Source organism: Gemmiger qucibialis (genome assembly GCF_027689445.1).
GTDB classification, from domain to species: Bacteria; Bacillota; Clostridia; order Oscillospirales; family Ruminococcaceae; genus Gemmiger; species Gemmiger qucibialis.
Genome location: NZ_JAQFEN010000002.1, coordinates 50,409 through 67,690 on the forward strand (window position 1 = coordinate 50,409; position 17,282 = coordinate 67,690).

14 protein-coding genes are annotated in these 17,282 nt (G+C 55.1%); 5 read left to right on the forward strand and 9 right to left on the reverse strand.

Annotation, left to right across the window (positions count from 1 at the left end):
• Positions 1–222 precede the first annotated feature (222 nt).
• The 4 genes from PG062_RS04155 to PG062_RS04170 all read right to left on the reverse strand — a co-directional run bounded on the left by PG062_RS04155 (position 223) and on the right by PG062_RS04170 (position 4,918).
• Positions 223–1,053, reverse strand: coding sequence for a carbohydrate ABC transporter permease (locus PG062_RS04155; RefSeq protein ID WP_242943432.1), 831 nt, complete (start codon positions 1,051–1,053; stop codon positions 223–225).
• A gap of 81 nt (positions 1,054–1,134) precedes the next feature.
• The gene (locus PG062_RS04160; protein ID WP_270751325.1) at positions 1,135–2,112 is read right to left on the reverse strand and encodes a carbohydrate ABC transporter permease; all 978 of its coding nucleotides are present in this window, start codon (positions 2,110–2,112) and stop codon (positions 1,135–1,137) included.
• A gap of 255 nt (positions 2,113–2,367) precedes the next feature.
• Complete coding sequence (locus PG062_RS04165; protein WP_270751326.1) at positions 2,368–3,825, reverse strand: carbohydrate ABC transporter substrate-binding protein; 1,458 nt, start codon at positions 3,823–3,825, stop codon at positions 2,368–2,370.
• Positions 3,826–3,901: 76 nt separating this feature from the next.
• Entirely contained in the window at positions 3,902–4,918 is a 1,017-nt protein-coding gene (locus tag PG062_RS04170; protein ID WP_270751327.1) for a LacI family DNA-binding transcriptional regulator, read from the reverse strand.
• Between the two features lie 469 nt (positions 4,919–5,387).
• On the opposite strand from PG062_RS04170, the gene PG062_RS04175 reads away from it, so the two are divergent.
• The gene (locus PG062_RS04175; protein ID WP_270751328.1) at positions 5,388–7,823 is read left to right on the forward strand and encodes a glycoside hydrolase family 94 protein; all 2,436 of its coding nucleotides are present in this window, start codon (positions 5,388–5,390) and stop codon (positions 7,821–7,823) included.
• Positions 7,824–8,093: 270 nt separating this feature from the next.
• Here the strand turns inward: PG062_RS04175 and PG062_RS04180 are convergent, their stop codons facing one another.
• From PG062_RS04180 to PG062_RS04190, 3 genes are all read right to left on the reverse strand, one after another.
• Positions 8,094–9,449, reverse strand: coding sequence for a GH1 family beta-glucosidase (locus PG062_RS04180; protein WP_270751329.1), 1,356 nt, complete (start codon positions 9,447–9,449; stop codon positions 8,094–8,096).
• A 91-nt stretch (positions 9,450–9,540) separates the two neighbouring features.
• On the reverse strand, positions 9,541–10,401 hold the full coding sequence (locus PG062_RS04185; RefSeq protein WP_270751330.1) for a carbohydrate ABC transporter permease: 861 nt from the start codon (positions 10,399–10,401) through the stop codon (positions 9,541–9,543).
• Positions 10,402–10,455: 54 nt separating this feature from the next.
• Positions 10,456–10,668: a hypothetical protein gene (locus tag PG062_RS04190; RefSeq protein WP_270751658.1), complete on the reverse strand. Its 213-nt coding sequence runs from the start codon at positions 10,666–10,668 to the stop codon at positions 10,456–10,458.
• A gap of 371 nt (positions 10,669–11,039) precedes the next feature.
• Between PG062_RS04190 and PG062_RS04195 the strand changes: the two genes are divergently transcribed.
• The 4 genes from PG062_RS04195 (at position 11,040) to PG062_RS04210 (ending at position 14,228) form a co-directional block, all read left to right on the forward strand.
• Positions 11,040–11,234 (forward strand): helix-turn-helix domain-containing protein, encoded by a 195-nt coding sequence (locus PG062_RS04195; RefSeq protein ID WP_270751331.1) that lies wholly within the window; start codon positions 11,040–11,042, stop codon positions 11,232–11,234.
• 53 nt (positions 11,235–11,287) lie between these two features.
• A complete protein-coding gene (locus PG062_RS04200) occupies positions 11,288–12,724 on the forward strand; it encodes a tyrosine-type recombinase/integrase (RefSeq protein ID WP_270751332.1) in 1,437 nt (478 codons plus the stop codon).
• Positions 12,725–13,678: 954 nt separating this feature from the next.
• Positions 13,679–13,894, forward strand: a complete 216-nt coding sequence (locus PG062_RS04205) for an AlbA family DNA-binding domain-containing protein (RefSeq protein ID WP_270751333.1) — start codon at positions 13,679–13,681, stop codon at positions 13,892–13,894.
• Positions 13,866–14,228 (forward strand): AsnC family transcriptional regulator, encoded by a 363-nt coding sequence (locus tag PG062_RS04210; protein ID WP_270751334.1) that lies wholly within the window; start codon positions 13,866–13,868, stop codon positions 14,226–14,228. The genes PG062_RS04205 and PG062_RS04210 overlap by 29 nt, the downstream gene beginning before the upstream one ends.
• 56 nt (positions 14,229–14,284) lie before the next feature.
• On the opposite strand, the gene PG062_RS04215 is transcribed toward PG062_RS04210, so the two are convergent.
• Together PG062_RS04215 and PG062_RS04220 are read right to left on the reverse strand one after the other, a co-directional pair.
• On the reverse strand, positions 14,285–14,845 hold the full coding sequence (locus PG062_RS04215) for a hypothetical protein (RefSeq protein ID WP_270751335.1): 561 nt from the start codon (positions 14,843–14,845) through the stop codon (positions 14,285–14,287).
• An 8-nt stretch (positions 14,846–14,853) separates the two neighbouring features.
• Positions 14,854–17,241 (reverse strand): glycoside hydrolase family 2 TIM barrel-domain containing protein, encoded by a 2,388-nt coding sequence (locus PG062_RS04220; protein ID WP_270751336.1) that lies wholly within the window; start codon positions 17,239–17,241, stop codon positions 14,854–14,856.
• Positions 17,242–17,282 lie beyond the last annotated feature (41 nt).

The following is a 17,282-nucleotide window of genomic DNA, read 5'->3' on the forward strand; positions in this document are numbered from 1 at the left end:
CGCGCGCCGTCCGGCGCGATTTTATGCGCTGCGCGCAGCCAGCGGTGCGGCGCGGTCACTGCGCCCGCAGGCGCGTTTCGGAGCGCAACCGCCGCACAGCGGCGGCTCTTAGCGCGGAGATAGACACGCGCTCTACATTTCTACCCGAAAAAGGGCTTTTTCGACAAACTGAAGCGGGCGAACATTTCTGTTCGCCCGCTTTTTACGGTCTATAAAACTTTTTTAGCCTTTCACACTGCCCAATGCAACGCCCCGCACAATATATTTTGAGAGGAGCAGATAGACGATCATAACAGGCAGGATTGCAATGGTGATCATCATATACACCTTGCCCATATCGAACTTCAAAAAGTCCGCGCTGCGCAGCTGTGCTACGAGAATGGGCACCGTTTTCCACTTGGCATCGTTGATGATCAGCGCCGGGATAAAGTAGTTGTTCCATGCGCCCACAAAGCTGAATATTGCCTGTACCGCCATGGCGGGCTTCAGGATCGGCAGAATGACCGTGTTGAAGGTGTGGAACTCCCCCGAGCCGTCAATGCGCGCCGCATCAATAATGTCGCGCGGCAGGCTCGAATCCATATACTGCTTCATGAAGAAGAACACTGTCGGTGCGGCGATGCTCGGCAGAATCAGCGGCCAGAGGGTGTTGGTCAGCTTCATCGAGTCCATCAGGTTCAAAAAGCCGAGCGCCGAAACCTGTGTGGGCATCGTCATGATGAGCAGAATGACGGTAAAGGCCAGCTTGCGCAGCTTGAAGTCATACGCATAGATGGCGTAGGCCGTCAGTGCGCTGAAATAGACCGACAGCGCCGCACAGGCAGCCGACACGATCAGGCTGTTGCGCAGACCGGTCAGGATCGGCACATTGGCATCATGGGTGGTGTTGAAGAAGTTAACGCCAAAGCTGCCGCGGGGCAGCGGGTCAAACCCCTGCTGGATGGTAAAGTTGTTGTGCGTGGCGTTGACGATCAGCACATAGAAGAAGAACAGGCAGATAAAGCAGAGGACAAACAGCACGATATAGGCCACTGCACGCTGCAGTGTCAGCATAGGGTCGTGAATTTTGCTTGCCTTTGCGGTAGTGGTGGCTGCAGTTTTGGTCTCGTTCGGCATACCGTTCACGCTCCTTCCTTAGTGATGCTTAGCGGCCGCTTTGGCTGCCTTGATGCGGGCTTTCTCAGCCTTGCGCTGCTCACGGGTCAGGCCGTCATCCTCCTGCGTGAGGGTAAAGTAGATGATGACGCAAAGCACCGCGCAAAGCAGGAACATCAGCACCGAGATAGCGCCGGCTGTGCCGTAGTTTTTGCTGTACAGGTGCTGGTTCAGGTACATGATAATGGTGTTGGTCGAGCCGTTCGGGTCGCCCTTGCCGTTGGTCAAAACCTGCGGCACATCAAACATCTGCAGGCCGCCGATGAGGCTGGTGATCAGCGTGTAGACGAGCAGCGGGCGGATCAGCGGGATCGTGATGCGCCAGAACATTGTGGTCGAGGATGCACCGTCCAGCTGGGCGGCCTCATACAGGCCGGGGTCCACACCCATGATGGCAGCCATCAGAATGATGGTCGTATTGCCGAACCACATCAGGAAGTTCATCAGCCCAACCAGACCGCGCGCTGTCCAGACATTGGAAAGCCAGCGCACCGGCTCGGCCACAATGCCGAGCTTGAGCAGGATCGAGTTGATCGGCCCTGTCTCCGCGTTTGAAAACAGGGTAAAGAACAGCATGGCGAACGCCGATGCCATGATAAGGTTGGGCATATAAATGACGGTCTTGAAGAAGCCCTGAAACCGCAGCTTCAACCGAAGATCAGTAAACCACGCCGCCAGCACCAACGATACAATAATCTGCGGGATAAAGCCCATCAGCCACATGATCATGGTATTGCTGAAATACTTCGGCACCTCTTGGATCATGGCAGCATAGTTTTTCAGCCCTACAAAGTTAGGGCCGATGATCTTTAGACCGCTGCGGAAATACTCAAAGAAGGAATAGTAGATGGTCGTTGCCAGCGGCCAGAACTGGAAGATGAAAAAGGTAATAAAGAACGGCGCCAGAAATATATAGCCCCATTTGGCGTAGCTCATGCCCTTTCTCTTTGTTTTCATAGGTCTCGCCCTCCTTAGCTGTGTGGGCATTGCCCTGCTGGGGGCAGAGCCTTTCAAAATCTGATAAAAACAAAACCAGGGGCGGGCGTCTCTCCCCGCCCCTGGCATGGCGTTTGCGGTTCAGTTCGTTTTGTTCAAGGTAATACCGCATAATTCTAAGTGCCGATACGGCGAGCGAGGTGCCGCAGCCGCCGGAGCGGTGCTTAAGCCGTCAGGCGGGAATTGTGCGGTGTTGCCTTAAGGTCACACAGGTATTTATGCGGGCCATTCGACGCTTGTCAGCTCAGGATACTTGACCTTGATCTGATCCTCAAAGTTCTTCTTCGCGGTCTCAAGGTCAACCGTACCGTCAAAGTAATCCTTGAAGCAGCTCTGGAAGGTCTCGTTGCAGCCCTGATCATACGGACCGGCGTTGGACATATCAATGGTAGGTGCAACCTCTGCAAAGAGGGCAATGTGGTTCTGGCCGCCGAGGAATGCGGAGCCGAAGTTCGGGTCAGCTGCGATGGAATCCATAGCGCTCTTGCTGTTGGTGTAGTCCTGCGTATCCTCGGTGATCTTGGTCATGATGTCGGCATCGCAGGTCAGAGAGTACATAACATCCTTGATCGTGGGGATGTTGTCGGTGCCGGTTGCTGCGCAGATCCAGGTGCCGCCCCAGTAATACGGCTGAGGACCCTGACAGACTGCATAATCGCCGAAGATACCGTTGCCGACTTCCTGCTTGCCTCCCTCAGACTCAGGCGTGGCCAGAGAGTTGCCCAGCAGGGTGAAGTTGATGCCCCAAGTGGAGTAGAAGAAGCCGAAAACCTTGCCGGCAGGGCCCTGATCGGCGGCCCACTGGTCGCTCCACAGGCTGGTCTTGTTGTTGTAGCCGTTATCGGTGTAGGTCTTGGTCTGATCGACCCAGTTCATAATGTTGGGGTCGACCTTGACGGTCGTGCCGTCCACCCAACCGGCGGAAACATTGTTGGAGAAGGTGCGGTAGGAATCATCGTAGCCGGAGAGCATCTTGTAGCCCTTGGCAGCGGCCTTCTCAGCCACATCGTTGAACTTATCCCAATCGCTCAGCGCGGCCTGAACCTCGGTCGGGTCATCGGTGCCCAGCACATCCTTGGCGATGGAGCGGCGGTAGGCAAACAGGCCCGGGGTCGCCTGCCATGTGGTACCCTTCTGCACGCCATCCACGGTAACGATGTCCTTGGTGTACTGGTACTGATCCTTGAGATCATCATCGGTCAGGCCGACATCCTTCTTGACATCCAGCGTATATTCGGAATCCACATATTTCAGCGCGTAGTCCGCCTCGATCAGGAAGATGTCGATCTTGTCATCGGCAGCGGCGCTGTCCTGCTTGAGCAGGGCCTCGTCCAGCTTATTCTGGTAGTTGTTGTTATCGTTGGGGTTGATGGTCCACTTTACGGTGACACCGTTATCCAGCGTCGTGGTGGACTTGTCGGCGGCAATCTCCTTGACGCCGGGGTAATAGTCGTTGAAGCGGGACTGGAATTCATCGTTCCAGCACCAGATGTTCAGGACCTTTCCCTCCTCTGCGGCTGCATCGGCAGCAGGCTCTGCGGCCGTGCTGCTGGCTTCGGTAGAGGTCGAATCAGCGGCAGGGGCTGCGGACGAGCTTGCGGCGCCTCCGCCGCAGCCTGCCAGCAAGGTGGCTGCCATTGCAGTGGCGGTCAATAAACTCATTGCCTTTTTCATAATGTCTTTTCCTCCTTTTAAAAAAGAACTCATGTATGAATCAGATATTGTGACCCGCATCCTCGCGGGTTTGAACCTATGGATTGGGGACATCGACGGACTGCCCTTTCAGCAGGCTGCCGGAGATCAGTTTCTGTTCCGGCAATGCCGTGCGCGGGGATTCGATCTGCTCGATAAGCAGCTCTGCCGCGGCGCGGCCCAGCGCTTCGGTGTCCTGCCGGTAGGTGGTCAGCTGCGGGGACATGATCTGCGAGATCAGGTTGCCATCATAGCCGGCCACCGAAATATCCCGCGGAATCAGAAGTCCTTCCTGCCGGATCGTCTGGATGCCGCCGATGGCGGAGAAGTCATCCGGGAAGAGGATCGCCGTGGGGCGCTGCGGCAATGCCAGCAGCTGACGGGTCGCAGCGGCGCAGCTTTTCGCATCTCGGTAGGTGCTCGGCACGATGTAGGTATCCGGCACCGTGATCCCATGGGCGGCGCAGGCGCGGTAGAAACCGACCAGACGCTTCTGGGTGACTGCGCTGTGATTCTCTCCGTGGATATAGGCGATCCGCTCATGCCCTAAGGCGGCAAGCTGATCCACCAGCTTGTGAACGCCGTCGGTGTTATCGGAAAGTACGGCAGCCCGGTTGTTAAAGACATGGTCGACTGTGACGATCGGCAGGTTGCTGTAGGCCAACTCAATGACCTCCGGGTCATCGAACTTGATACAGGCAGCGATCACACCGTCAACGCCTCTGTAGCGGCAGTGCTCTAAATAGCTGGAGTGGCCGTGGCCAATGTTATGGTTGATAAAGGTGATATCATAGCCTCTGCCCTCGGCGTGGCGTTTGAAGCTGTCCAGAACAGCCGCGAAGAATTCATGCGTCAGACCGCTTTGTGCCTCGTCCACAAAAAGGACGCCCAGATTATAGGTACGGTTCGTTTTTAAGGCCCGCGCTGCGGAGTTTGGCATGTAGCCGATCTGCCTTGCAGCCTCACGCACTTTTTCTTTGGTGGCCTGACTGATATCGTTGTGACCGTTCAGAGCCTTGCTCACGGTAGCCACCGAGACCCCGCATGCCTTTGCGATGTCTTTGATGGATGCCATGATATCGCCTCCTTGCATCTTGCTTAATCGTTTTCGCATCTTCACTATACAATATGTCAACCATAAAATCAATGCCTTTTTTGCATTTTTTGTGCATTTCGATTCGATTTGGCGATTTGCAAAAAGCCAAAACACCTGTTTTGGCTATTTCGTTTGGAGTTTCGCTGAAAAAGAGACATAATTTGTGCCCCAGCTTGCCGTTTTTACACTTTTCGGCCCGGTGATGCAGACCCAAATTTGCTCTTTATGGTGCCACAACCGGAAAACACTCTTATATAAAATAGGTGGCATTCGATTTTCGTGCCAATTTTCGGTTTTCAAAATTGTGAAACTTGCCAAATCATCGTTAATTTCAGCTGCAGCCCTTGCAATTATCCGGAAAACGCGGTATTGTAAGGGTAATAACTTAATCGTTTTCGGCTTGAACTTACGATTTTATCTGCTTTCCATAAGTAAGGAGAGGGTCTCTATGAAGTTCGGTCATTTTTCCGATAGCGCACGCGAATATGTCATCACCACGCCGCGCACGCCGCTGCCGTGGATCAACTATCTGGGCAGCGAGGCATTCTTCAGCCTTGTTTCCCACACGGCCGGTGGGTACAGCTTTTACAAGGATGCCAAGCTGCGGCGTATCACTCGCTACCGCTACAATAATGTACCTGCGGACTCTAACGGCCGGTATTACTATATTAAGGACGGCGATACCGTCTGGAATCCCGGCTGGCAGCCCACCCAGACCGAGCTGGACAGCTATGAGTGCCGCCACGGCCTCGGATACAGCATCATTACCGGCAAAAAGAACAGTCTGACCGCGAAGCTGGAGCTGTTTGTGCCGGTAGGCGACAACTGCGAGATCGACCGTCTGGTGCTGACCAACGAGAGTGATGCACCGAAATCGTTTACTGTATTCAGCTATCTGGAGTTCTGCCTCTGGAATGCTGTGGACGATTCCACCAACTTCCAGCGCAATTTCTCTACCGGCGAAGTCGAGGTCGAGGGCAGCACCATCTACCACAAGACCGAGTACCGCGAGCGCCGCAACCATTACGCATTGTTCACCGTCAACACGCGCATTGACGGCTTTGACACGAGCCGGGACGCCTTTTTAGGCGCATGGCGCAGCAATGCGAATCCCGAGGTCGTGGAAAACGGCCGTTGCACCAACTCTGTTGCCCACGGCTGGGCACCCGTTGGCGTGCATCAAGTCAATGTCACCCTGCAGCCCGGCGAAAGCCGCAGCCTGATTTTTGTTTTGGGCTATATAGAAAACCCGGAGGACGAGAAGTGGACCGCGCCCGGCGTCATCAATAAGACCCGCGCCCAGGCGATGGCTGCCCGCTATGCCACGGATGCGCAGGTCGATGCGGCACTTGCCAGGCTGCACGACCACTGGAACAACCTGCTGTCCACCTACTCGGTCAAGAGCAGCGATGAAAAGCTCGACCGCATGGTCAATACCTGGAACCAGTACCAGTGCATGGTCACCTTCAACATGAGCCGCTCTGCCAGCTATTATGAGAGCGGCACCGGCCGCGGCATGGGCTTCCGCGATTCCTGTCAGGATCTGCTCGGCTTTGTGCATCTGATCCCCGCCCGCGCGCGGGAGCGCATTCTGGACATTGCCGCCACCCAGTTCCCCGACGGCAGCGCCTACCACCAGTACCAGCCGCTGACGAAAAAGGGTAACATGGACATCGGCTCCGGCTTCAACGATGACCCGCTGTGGCTGATTGCTGCCGTGTACGCCTATCTGGGCGAGACGGGCGACTACTCGATTCTGGACGAACCGGTGGACTTTAACAACGACCACAGCCTTGCACAGCCGCTGCTTGAGCATCTGCGCCGCAGCTTCGGCTATCTGCGCACCCACAAGGGGCCGCACGGTCTGCCGCTGATTGGCCGTGCTGACTGGAACGACTGCCTGAACCTGAACTGCTTCAGCAAGGAGCCGGGCGAAAGCTTCCAGACCACCGGCCCGAGCGAGGGTCCCGTAGCCGAGAGCGTGTTCATCGCCGGTATGTATGTCAAGTACGGCAACCAGTTTGCCGAAATTCTTGACAGCACCGGCCACACCGACGAAGCTGCCGCCGTGCGCGCCGAGGTTGCAGAGATGGAACATACCGTACTGACTGCCGGTTGGGACGGCAGCTGGTTCCGCCGCGCCTACGATGCCTTTGGCCATGTGATCGGCGGTGAGGAATGCGAGGAAGGCAAGATCTTCATCGAGCCGCAGGGCATGTGCGTCATGGCGGGTATTGGTGTGGACACCGGTGAGGCCGTGACCGCTTTGCAGAGCGTGAAAGACAAGCTCGACACAAAGTACGGCATTGTGCTGCTGCAGCCCGCCTACACGAAGTACCATCTCGAACTGGGCGAAATTTCCAGCTATCCCCCGGGATACAAGGAGAACGCAGGCATCTTCTGCCACAACAACCCATGGGTCAGCTGTGCCGAGACTGTAGTCGGCCATGGTGACCGCGCGTTTGAGATCTACAAAAAGACCTGCCCGGCATTCATTGAGGACATCAGTGAGATCCACCGCACCGAGCCGTATGTCTACAGCCAGATGGTGGCTGGCCGCGACGCCGCCACCTTTGGCGAAGCAAAAAACAGCTGGCTGACCGGCACGGCGGCCTGGACCTTTGTGGATGTGAGCCAGTATATCCTGGGCATCCAGCCCACGCTGGCCGGGCTGAAGATCGATCCCTGCATCCCGCACGAGATGGACGGCTTTACCCTGCGCCGTGTCTGGCGCGGGGCAACCTATGAAATCGTTGTGGAGAACCCTGACCATCTGGAAAAGGGCGTCAAAGCCATGACCGTGGACGGCAAGCCTGTAAGCGGTAACATCCTTTCCCCTGTTCCCGCCGGCTCAACCGTAGAGGTCAAGATCGTCATGGGCTGACCGCCCGCCTTTTACCGCAAAGCAGCAGCCCGCAGTGGGCTGCTGCTTTTTCTGTACGGTCTTTATACACCGGCGTGCTGCTTCACGAACCAGAAAACTCCCTTATCCTGCTGCGCGCGCAGCAGAATAAGGGAGTATTTTTTGTGTGCAGCCTGTCAGGTATGGTTATTCCGCGAGCATTTCTCTGCATCGATCGCAAGCACGACCATCAGCGCAGAGGGCATCTCTTAGAGGAAACAAACACATAGCGAGGGGCCATACCGTGCCTTTTCACAGATTTTTTCCGTTCGTTTCGGCCACCTTGGCGTACCAGGCAGCACTATCTTTGGGGGTTCGTTTGCCGGTTGCGTAATCGAGATAGATCAGACCAAAGCGCTCGTTATAGCCCTCGCTCCACTCAAAATTATCCAGCAGTGACCAGTGGAAATAGCCGCGCACATCCACGCCACTGTCAATCGCGCGGCGCAGCGCCAGAAGATAGCGGTGGGTGAAGTCAATGCGCGCAGGGTCATGCACCTTGCCGTCCAGATGGATGCTGTCGGTGCAGGAAAGGCCGTTCTCGGTGATGTAGATGGGCAGACCGTACCGTTCCCAGATAAAGCGTGTCCCCCACTCCATCGACTCCGGGGTGATGGGCCAGCCGATGGCTGTGCGCGGATGTCCTGCGGCCCGGGGGCAGAATTCCGGCTTGCCGTTTGCCCCGGCGCGCACCATGACGGAGTTGTAAATGTTCATCCCGATGAAATCCAGCCTGCCCAGCGGCAAAGCGTCCAGCTGCTCCTGCGGGATGGCATCCACCACACGCTGGGCCTGACCGCCCGCGATCACAGGCCAGCCGCGCCCGCACAGCGGATCAAGTGCCGGGGCATAGGTGAAGGTCCAGTCTCCGTCCGCCAGCGCAAAGGTTGCCTCGCGGGCCGCCGCAATATCGGCAGGGTCGTCTGTTGCCGGGGTGCAGATGCGCCCTGTCGGGGCCATGCCGACCCGGGCATCGGGGTCAGCCCTGCGGATCGCATCGGCCGCAAGGCAGTGGGCGTAGATCGTGTTGTGCCACGCTGTAAACACCGAGCCGTCATCCAGACGGAAACCGGGTGCGTGTACACCGCTGCTGTAGCCCAGCCCCACGCTGCACTGCGGCTCATTGAGGGTAAAATAGTACTGCACCCGCCCCTTAAAGTGCGCGGCCACCGCGGCGGCATACCCGGCGAAGGCTTTTGCCGTATCATCATTCAGCCAGCCGCCCTTGTCCTGCAGGGCTTGCGGCAGATCCCAGTGGTAGAGCGTGACATAAGGCTCGATCCCTGCCGCAAGCAGCGCATCGACCAGCCGGTCATACCAGGCAAGACCTGCCGGATTGACTGGTCCCGTGCCCTGCGGGAAGATGCGCGGCCAGGCAATCGAGAACCGGTACGCCTTCAGGTGCATCTCTTTCAGCAGTGCAATATCCTCTGCCCAGCGGTGGTAGCTGTCGCAGGCGATGTCCCCTGTATCACCGTTCCTTGTTTTGCCCGGCGTATGGCTGAAGGTATCCCAGATGGACAGTCCCCTGCCATCCTCCTGCACTGCGCCCTCGATCTGATAGGCTGCGGTTGCCGCGCCCCAGACGAAATTTTCCGGAAATGACATCGTGTATTCCTCCGTTCTTTCTGTCGTTTTTTTTCGCATAAACACCAAAAAAGGTGCAGCGCAAGCGCACTGCACCTCCGTAAGTGTTATTTTACCCTTTCACGCTGCCGAGCGCAATACCGCGGACAATGTATTTGGAAAGAATCAGATAGACTATGATGACCGGAAGTATCGCAAGTGCGATCATCATATAGACCTTGCCCATATCAAACTTCAGAAAGTCCGCACCGCGCAGCTGGACAATCAGAATCGGAACGGTTTTCCACTTGGCATCACTGATAATCAGCGCCGGGGTGAAATAGTTGTTCCACGATCCCACAAAGGAAAAGATGGCCTGCACTGCGACAGCGGGCTTCAGGATCGGCAGGATGATCACATTGAAGGTGTGGAACTCGCCGGAGCCATCAATGCGAGCTGCCTCAATCAGTTCCTTCGGCAGGCTGGAATCCATGTATTGCTTCATGAAAAAGAACACAGTCGGTGCCGCAATGCTGGGCAAAATCAGCGGCCACAGCGTATTGGTCAGGTGCATATTGTCCATCAGGCGAAGGAACCCCAGCGCCGATACCTGCATAGGCATCGTCATAATGAGCAGGATGATGGTAAATGCTGCATTCTTGAACTTGAAGTCGTAGGCGTAGATTGCGTATGCTGTCAGCGCGCTGAAGTAGCAGGAAAGTGCTGCAGAACATCCTGCCACAATCAGGCTGTTGCGCAGACCGCTCAGAACCGGCACGTTGGCATCATTCATGGTATTCTTCAGGTTGGTCAGAAAACTGCCGCCGGGCAGCAGCTGAAAGCCCTTTTGAATATCAAAGTTGTTGTGGGTTGCGTTGTCGATCAGAATATAGAAGAAAAACAAGCACAGAAAGCTCAGCAGGAACATAACGATATACGCCACTGCACGGTACAGATGGAGCTTGTGATCCACATATTTTTTTTGCGGTTTCATGGCTCAGTCCTCCTTGCTCTGCAGCTTGTAGATCCCTACGACTGTATTTCTGCGTCAGGTGCGCTTGACTTCGCTGGTCGCTTTCTTCCGGGGCTTCATACCCCCAAAAACGGCATTCATCACGACCACGATCAGCGCGACCACCGCCATGGACACCCAAAAGCCCTCGTTGAGTCCCAACAAATCCACTGTGCCAAACAGTGTCATCCAAATATCCTTCCAATTCATCATGAATATCATTTTAACACGGCTCTCTGAAAACGCCATGACTATATTCTTGTTTTTTCTTGTTATTTAAGAAGGTGCGTTACCCCGTTCCCGGAAAAAAGAGCATCGCCGTGATGACCACGCGCGTGGAGGAAGGGGAATAATAACAGCACTTTGGAAAGTGAATCAGAACTGATTCACTTTTTCGAGTCAAGATTTTTGGATGAATCTAAACTGATTCACTCTGGAGTATATGTGAATTTGTATGCGTATCCGCTTTGATTACTCCCGCTTTGAGCGGGAACGTGTTTTGCTAGCATAGCATGTGGTCATCCACATGCACATTTCTGGGGTGTACCCCCAGACCCCCTGAGGTCGCTCTGCGTCAATAAAAAAGGCAAGTCGCAGAATAAAACGGCTTGCCTTTTATTTTGAAAAGTGTAAGTTTTTACCTTGGCATCTCACGCTCGACCACCTACCGCATATTCCATGACGCGAGTTTCCCGGCATTCCACATTGGAAACCGACTGCTGGTGCGACGTGATGAACTGCTGGACTGGCTGGAACGGCAAAAGGTCAATAAAGCCCAAAACGAGAACCCGAAGATTGTCGGGTCTGATGAATAGCTTTGTGGTCGTACCTGTGGTAGTCTTTGTGTCACGAAAGGAGACGATGCAGCGTGAAAGACACATCTAAAACATTCCTGCGCCGTGGGCATAACGAGGGCAACATTCGTCAGCGCGCAGACGGGCGGTGGGAGGTTCGACTGTCAGCCGGAATCGACTACAAAACCGGCAAGCCCAAGCGTACATCCACCTGCTGTAACACCAGACAAGAGGCAATCTCCATTTTACAGCAGCAAGCCCATGAAGTCCGCACACAGGGCTGGCGCGATCCTATGTCGGTGACATTGGGCGAATGGTATGAATACTGGCTGAACACCTATATGAAGGACACCGTCAAGCAATCTACTTACGCCAGCTACCGCAGTTATCTCAACAAGCACTTTTGTGTACTGGGAAAAATCCTGCTGAAAAAGTTAGAGCCACACACCTTGCAGGAATTTTACAACTACAAATTCCGCGAGGAAGGGCTGTCGCCCAAGACGCTTCGCAACTACCACATGGCATTACACAAGTGCTTACAACAGGCCGTAAAGGAGCGCTTATTAGTGTACAATCCCTGTGATGCCGTGACCCTACCCAGCGGAGAAAAGCCCGAAATCAGCGTATTTACCAACGACCAACAGCGGGCACTGGTGCAAGCCAGCTACCGCCACCGCTACGGCGTGTTTATTCGCTTAGACTTGTGTACCGGATTACGCATGGGTGAATTGCTGGCACTGAAATGGGAAGATATTGATTTCAGTACCGCGCAGCTTCATGTTAGGCGTACAATCAACCGCCTTGTCAAGTACGAATCCCACGACGGCGAGAACAAGACCGAAATCGTATTCGACACACCCAAAACGAAAAACTCTCGCCGCACGATTCCGCTGACCCGCACAATGGCAGACGAGCTTGCCCGCTGGAAACAACAGCAAGCGCAGGATAAGATTCGGGCAGGGGATAAGTACACCGGCGAGGGATTCATCGTCACCAACGAGTTTGGTCACTACTTCGAGCAGAAAACCTTCAAGGATTACTACAACCGATTGTTGAAGGATGCCGACATCGGGCACTTTACCTTCCACGCCCTGCGCCACACCTTCGCCACCCGTGCGCTGGAGCGCGGTATGGACTACAAGACCCTGTCAGCCATCCTCGGTCACTACTCGGTGGCGTTCACAATGGACACATACGTCCACAGCATGGACGAACACAAGCGGCACGAAATGGACAAAATGGATGATATGTTCGGGATGCAGTACAGTATCTCCATAGAGAACCAGCCCTACCCTGTACTCTGCACCTTATCCCCAGACGGCTGCACTACCCATGTTCCCGATTTCCCAAAAATTGAAGTGGAGACCCCTACATTGGATGCTGCCCTGCTGGAAGTCAAGCAGCAAATCCAAAAAGCCCTGCGCCAGTACAAAAAACCGCCCATTCCCACCAAACAGGAACAGATCGTCGTGCCAAACAACAGCGTGTTGGTACTCGTCAAGGCAAGCTGACCGCACCGACCGTTCCTATTTTTACCTGCCAACTCCGCAAAATTTATCTACAAAAAGCGCCCGGACGGTTGAAAATCTCAACCGCCCGGGCGCAGTCATTATTCCGTTTTGGGGTCATTTTGGGGTCAAAGTTACCAGCTTGTTACCACTTTTTCCATGATGTAGAAAAAAGCTCGTTGAAACTTGTCGTTTCAACGAGCTTTTGTTGGTTGCGGGGACAGGACTTGAACCTGCGACCTCCGGGTTATGAGAAATCTAAGATTTGTGCATTACAGTGCTGTTTTGTTGGGTTTGGTAGTGTTGCGTACCATGGAGCGAAATGGATTTTGTCCCATGTGTACAAAAGAATGCCATACGGTGATGAACCGTCCCAACTCCTTTTGGGGGCAGTTTTGGGGGCAAATCTGCAAGACAGATTCTCATACGCACCAATCAAATAAATGCCCAGCTTTGGTTCCATTGAGAAATGTGGATACTTACATCACAGGGTTTACGCAAGTGAAAAGCCCAGCAAACTAATATATAAGTTTTACTCCCTAGCAAGAAGTTGTATGCAAACCCAACCCGCAACATTCCCGCACACCGCCCCTGTCGCCGCGAGAAACGCCCTTTTTGGGGCGCATTCACACCGCGTCGGAGCGTTGCCCTCCCAGCCAAATATTGCCCCAAATTCCCCGTTTTCCGGGGATTTTTTATTTTACCGCAAAGGCATTTACCTGAACGGGATTTCCCTGTACAGGTAAATCCTGCACAAATAAATAACTAAATAAATAAAATACTAAGATACTATCGTATCCCATCCGTAAAACCACAAAGAGTCGGATTTTTCCCACTCTGGTCTTGCCGTGATGCGTACAACTTAACACCAGAGAGTACAACTTACGATTGCAAACTGCCCCCGCCAGGCTGTATAATAAAAGCACCGATATTTCGCGCAAAAGGTGGTCGGAACAGATGGATATCGAGAACCTGATCGGTGAAACAACCGAATACGACAAGAAAGCGGCGCTTGAGGTAAAAAAGCCCAAAAGCTGGTGCAAGAGCGTAAGTGCTTTTGCGAACACGCTGGGCGGCGCGCTGATTTTCGGCATGGCGGATGACGGGCAGATCGTTGGCCGATGTGTTCAACCGCCTTGGCTACATGGAGCGCAAGGGCAGCGGCTTCGGTAAAATTCTGAACGGCTACAAAGCGCAAATCAACTACACCGAAGATAAGCGTCCCGCATTCCGTTCTGACCGCTACCAGTTTACGGTCGTTATGCCGAACTTGAATTACGTTGTCCCTCAAGATGTCCCCCAATGTGTCCCCCAAGATGTCCCCCAAGATGATTTGGATGCCAAAATTCTGGCTTTAATCAAAAAAGACAACAAAATCAGCACCGAAAAACTCGGCATGGCGCTGGGCGTCAGCTACAAAACCATCCGCCGCCATATCAAGGCGATGGGAAATGTCCGCTACATCGGCCGCGGCTTCAGCGGGCATTGGAAAGTTGAAAACCAATAAAAAAGCAGCAGGAAACCGATTAAGGCTTCCTGCTGCTTTATTTTCCAAAGGGCAGTTTAGTTTTTCTTCTGCTCACCCTCCGGGAAGATGATCTTATAGATTGGAAAATAAATCACCATCTGCACACCGCCGTTGATGACGGTGATGAGGACGTTGTACAGCGCGGGCGGGAAGAATTGCTTGCACAGCGGCACATAAATGCCCATCAAAAAGCTGCACACGATGGTGATGAGTACGAACGCCACCACGTACCACGCGATCTGATACCACACATTGCCCTTCGACTTAAACGTGATATTACGCTGCATCGGAAAATTAACGCACTGCGCCAGAAACAGCGTGATGGCAAACGCCGCAAAATAGCCCATACCGCCGGTAGCGTCGCCGGTGACTGGGTAGTTGAATACATAGGTATCCACCGGACCAAGGTTCAGATGAATCAGCTGGCAGGGGATGCTGCACCAGTCGGTCAGGTTGTAGAACAGCCCCGGCAAAAAAGTCAGCAGCAGATATTGCAGCACCGTGACAAACAGCGAAAAGGCGTAGAATTTCACAAACTGTGCCACGAGCTTATGCTTTTGGGAGAAGTTTGTCCACCAATTTTTTATCGTTTCCATAGCTCACCTCATGCTTGCGCAGGCACGGTCAGCTCCGCGCTGTATTCGCCGTCGGAAGCAGCAATCGTCATGGCGTCGTCGTCCCCCATGCGGACTATGGCAAGAGCCTCGCCGTAGTAGGTATCGGTTTCTCTGTCCAGATAGCTGTGCTTGTTGAAAGGGCAGGCACTGCCCAGCCCCACCAATGTGCCGCCGCGCACCTGTACCTGAATATTGCCGCGCGCCAGCGGCTTGGTGATGCCGTTTTCATCGGTGTAGCGCAGACGGACGTAGCACAGGTGCCCTGGCTTGGCGGCGGGTTCTTCTGCATCCAGCGTCAGGCGGGTCGTGCCGCCGGCACTCTGCAGCTTGCAGCGACCCATTTCGTGATCGGCTGCGTCATAGCTGACGGCTTCCAGCGTGCCACTCTCGTAGGGAATGCTGAACCTCGCAAGGCAATCATTTTTCAGCGTTTTACTGCCCACGGTGCGGCCGTTCAGCACCAACTCTACACGGGCGGCGCGGGCGTAGACCTCCACGTTGGCCTTGCGCCCCTCGCATCCGGTCCAGCTCCAGCTGGGCATGGCATTCGTCATCTTCCACGCACTGGGGCTGTGGCGGTCTCCGGTATGGTTGACCGGGCAGACGGCGATATAGGGGCCGTTGTCGGCCTCCAGCGCCACGCGGGTATAAAGGGCTTCGCCCAGCGGTTTGCCGGTCAGGTCGATGCGTCCCGAACCCGCCGACACCCAGCCCGGACCGCCATCGAACGTTTCGGCGTAGTCGGCGTACTCCCATGAGCCGACCATGACTTCTCCAAGGTAGTCCATGCCCGCCCAGACAAAGTCGCCCACTAAGCGTGGCTCCTGTTTGGCCAGCTCGCGGAATTTATAAGCATCGTTGCAGAAGGTCTCGCTGCCCAAAATCAACCGCTGCGGGTACTTTTTTAGATCGCGCTTATAGCGGTAGATGCCGTAATTGTAGCCCGCAATGTCCATGTTGGCAAAGGCGTCACGGGTCTTGACGTCGCAGCCGTGCAGGGTCGCGCCGCGCTTCATGAACTCATCGCCCAGCAGCCCCGCCAGATTGTTGAAGAACTGACTGCCGACCGCCTTTTTCTTGGAGGTCTTCTCGCCGCGCTGTTTGGCTTTTTCGGCACGCTCGGCTTCTTTTTTTGCCTTTTCGTCGCTGTACACGCCGAAGCCGATGGAACTTAAAAAGTTGAAGAAGATGTTCACACCGCAGGTCACCGGGCGGGAATCGTCCAGCCCGTGCAGGAAGTCAGTCATCTCTTTGGTCAGGGCGATGCCGCGCTTTTGGGCAGTCTCGCTGACCTCGTTGCCGGTAGAGTAGAGCACGACGCAGGGGTGGTTGTAGTCTTTTTCCACCATGTCGGTCAGATCCTGATGCCACCAGTCGTTGAAATGATCCACGTAGTCATACTCGGTTTTGTGGATGTACCAATGGTCGATGTACTCGTCCATGACAAGCATACCCTGGCGGTCGCACTCGGTCAGCAGCGCCTTGGAGCAGGGGTTGTGCGCTGAGCGAATGGCGTTGTAGCCGTTCGCTTTCAGCAGGCGTACCTTGCGCGCCACGGCGTCGGGGTCACAAACTGCGCCCAACAAACCATTATCGTGGTGGATGCACGCGCCCTGGATGATGTACCGCTTGCCGTTGAGCAGGAAGCCGTCCGTACCCCACTCGACCTTGCGAACACCGAACGTCTCGGTTACCACATCATCGGCAAAGTGGACGCGGCAGGTGTACAGGTTGGGCGTTTCGGGTGTCCAAAGGCGGGCGTTATCAAGGGTCAGGGTAAATACGGCCTCGCCGTCGCTCTCCTGCTGCATGGCGGGCAGGTCGTCCACCGTCAGGCGTACCGTGCCGGGGGCGGTGGTCTTTACGCGCACCTCCACGACGGCGGGGTCAAGCGACAGGGTGCGGATTTTAACGCCGTTCAGTGCGATATGCGCGCCCCTTGCCGTCCAAAGCTGCACCGGGCGGTAGATGCCCGCACCGGAATACCATCGGCTGTTGGGCTGGTCGGCGTTGCGGGCAATGACACGCAGCTCGTTCTCGCCTGCGTGCAGATACGGCGCACAATCAACATAAAAGTTGGTGTAGCCGTAGGGGCGGAACGCAGCCTTTTGACCGTTGAGCCAGACCTCGGCATTATGGTAGACGCCCTCAAACTCCAGAATGTGGGTGTCTGCCAGCTCGTTTTCCGGCACGGTCAGGGTGCGCCGGTACTCGTAGTCATGTCCCTCGTACCAGCCGGTATTGGTGCCGCCCGCGCTCAGGGCGGTGCGGGGTTCAGCCAGCATGGCATCATGGGGCAGGGTCACCGGTTTGCCGGGTGCGGTATCGCCCAAATGGCGGCAGGTCCAGCCGGTGAGAAGTGGGGTTGGTTTCATAGTGGTATACCTTTCCTGAGATTCCAAAAGGCCTCGGACGC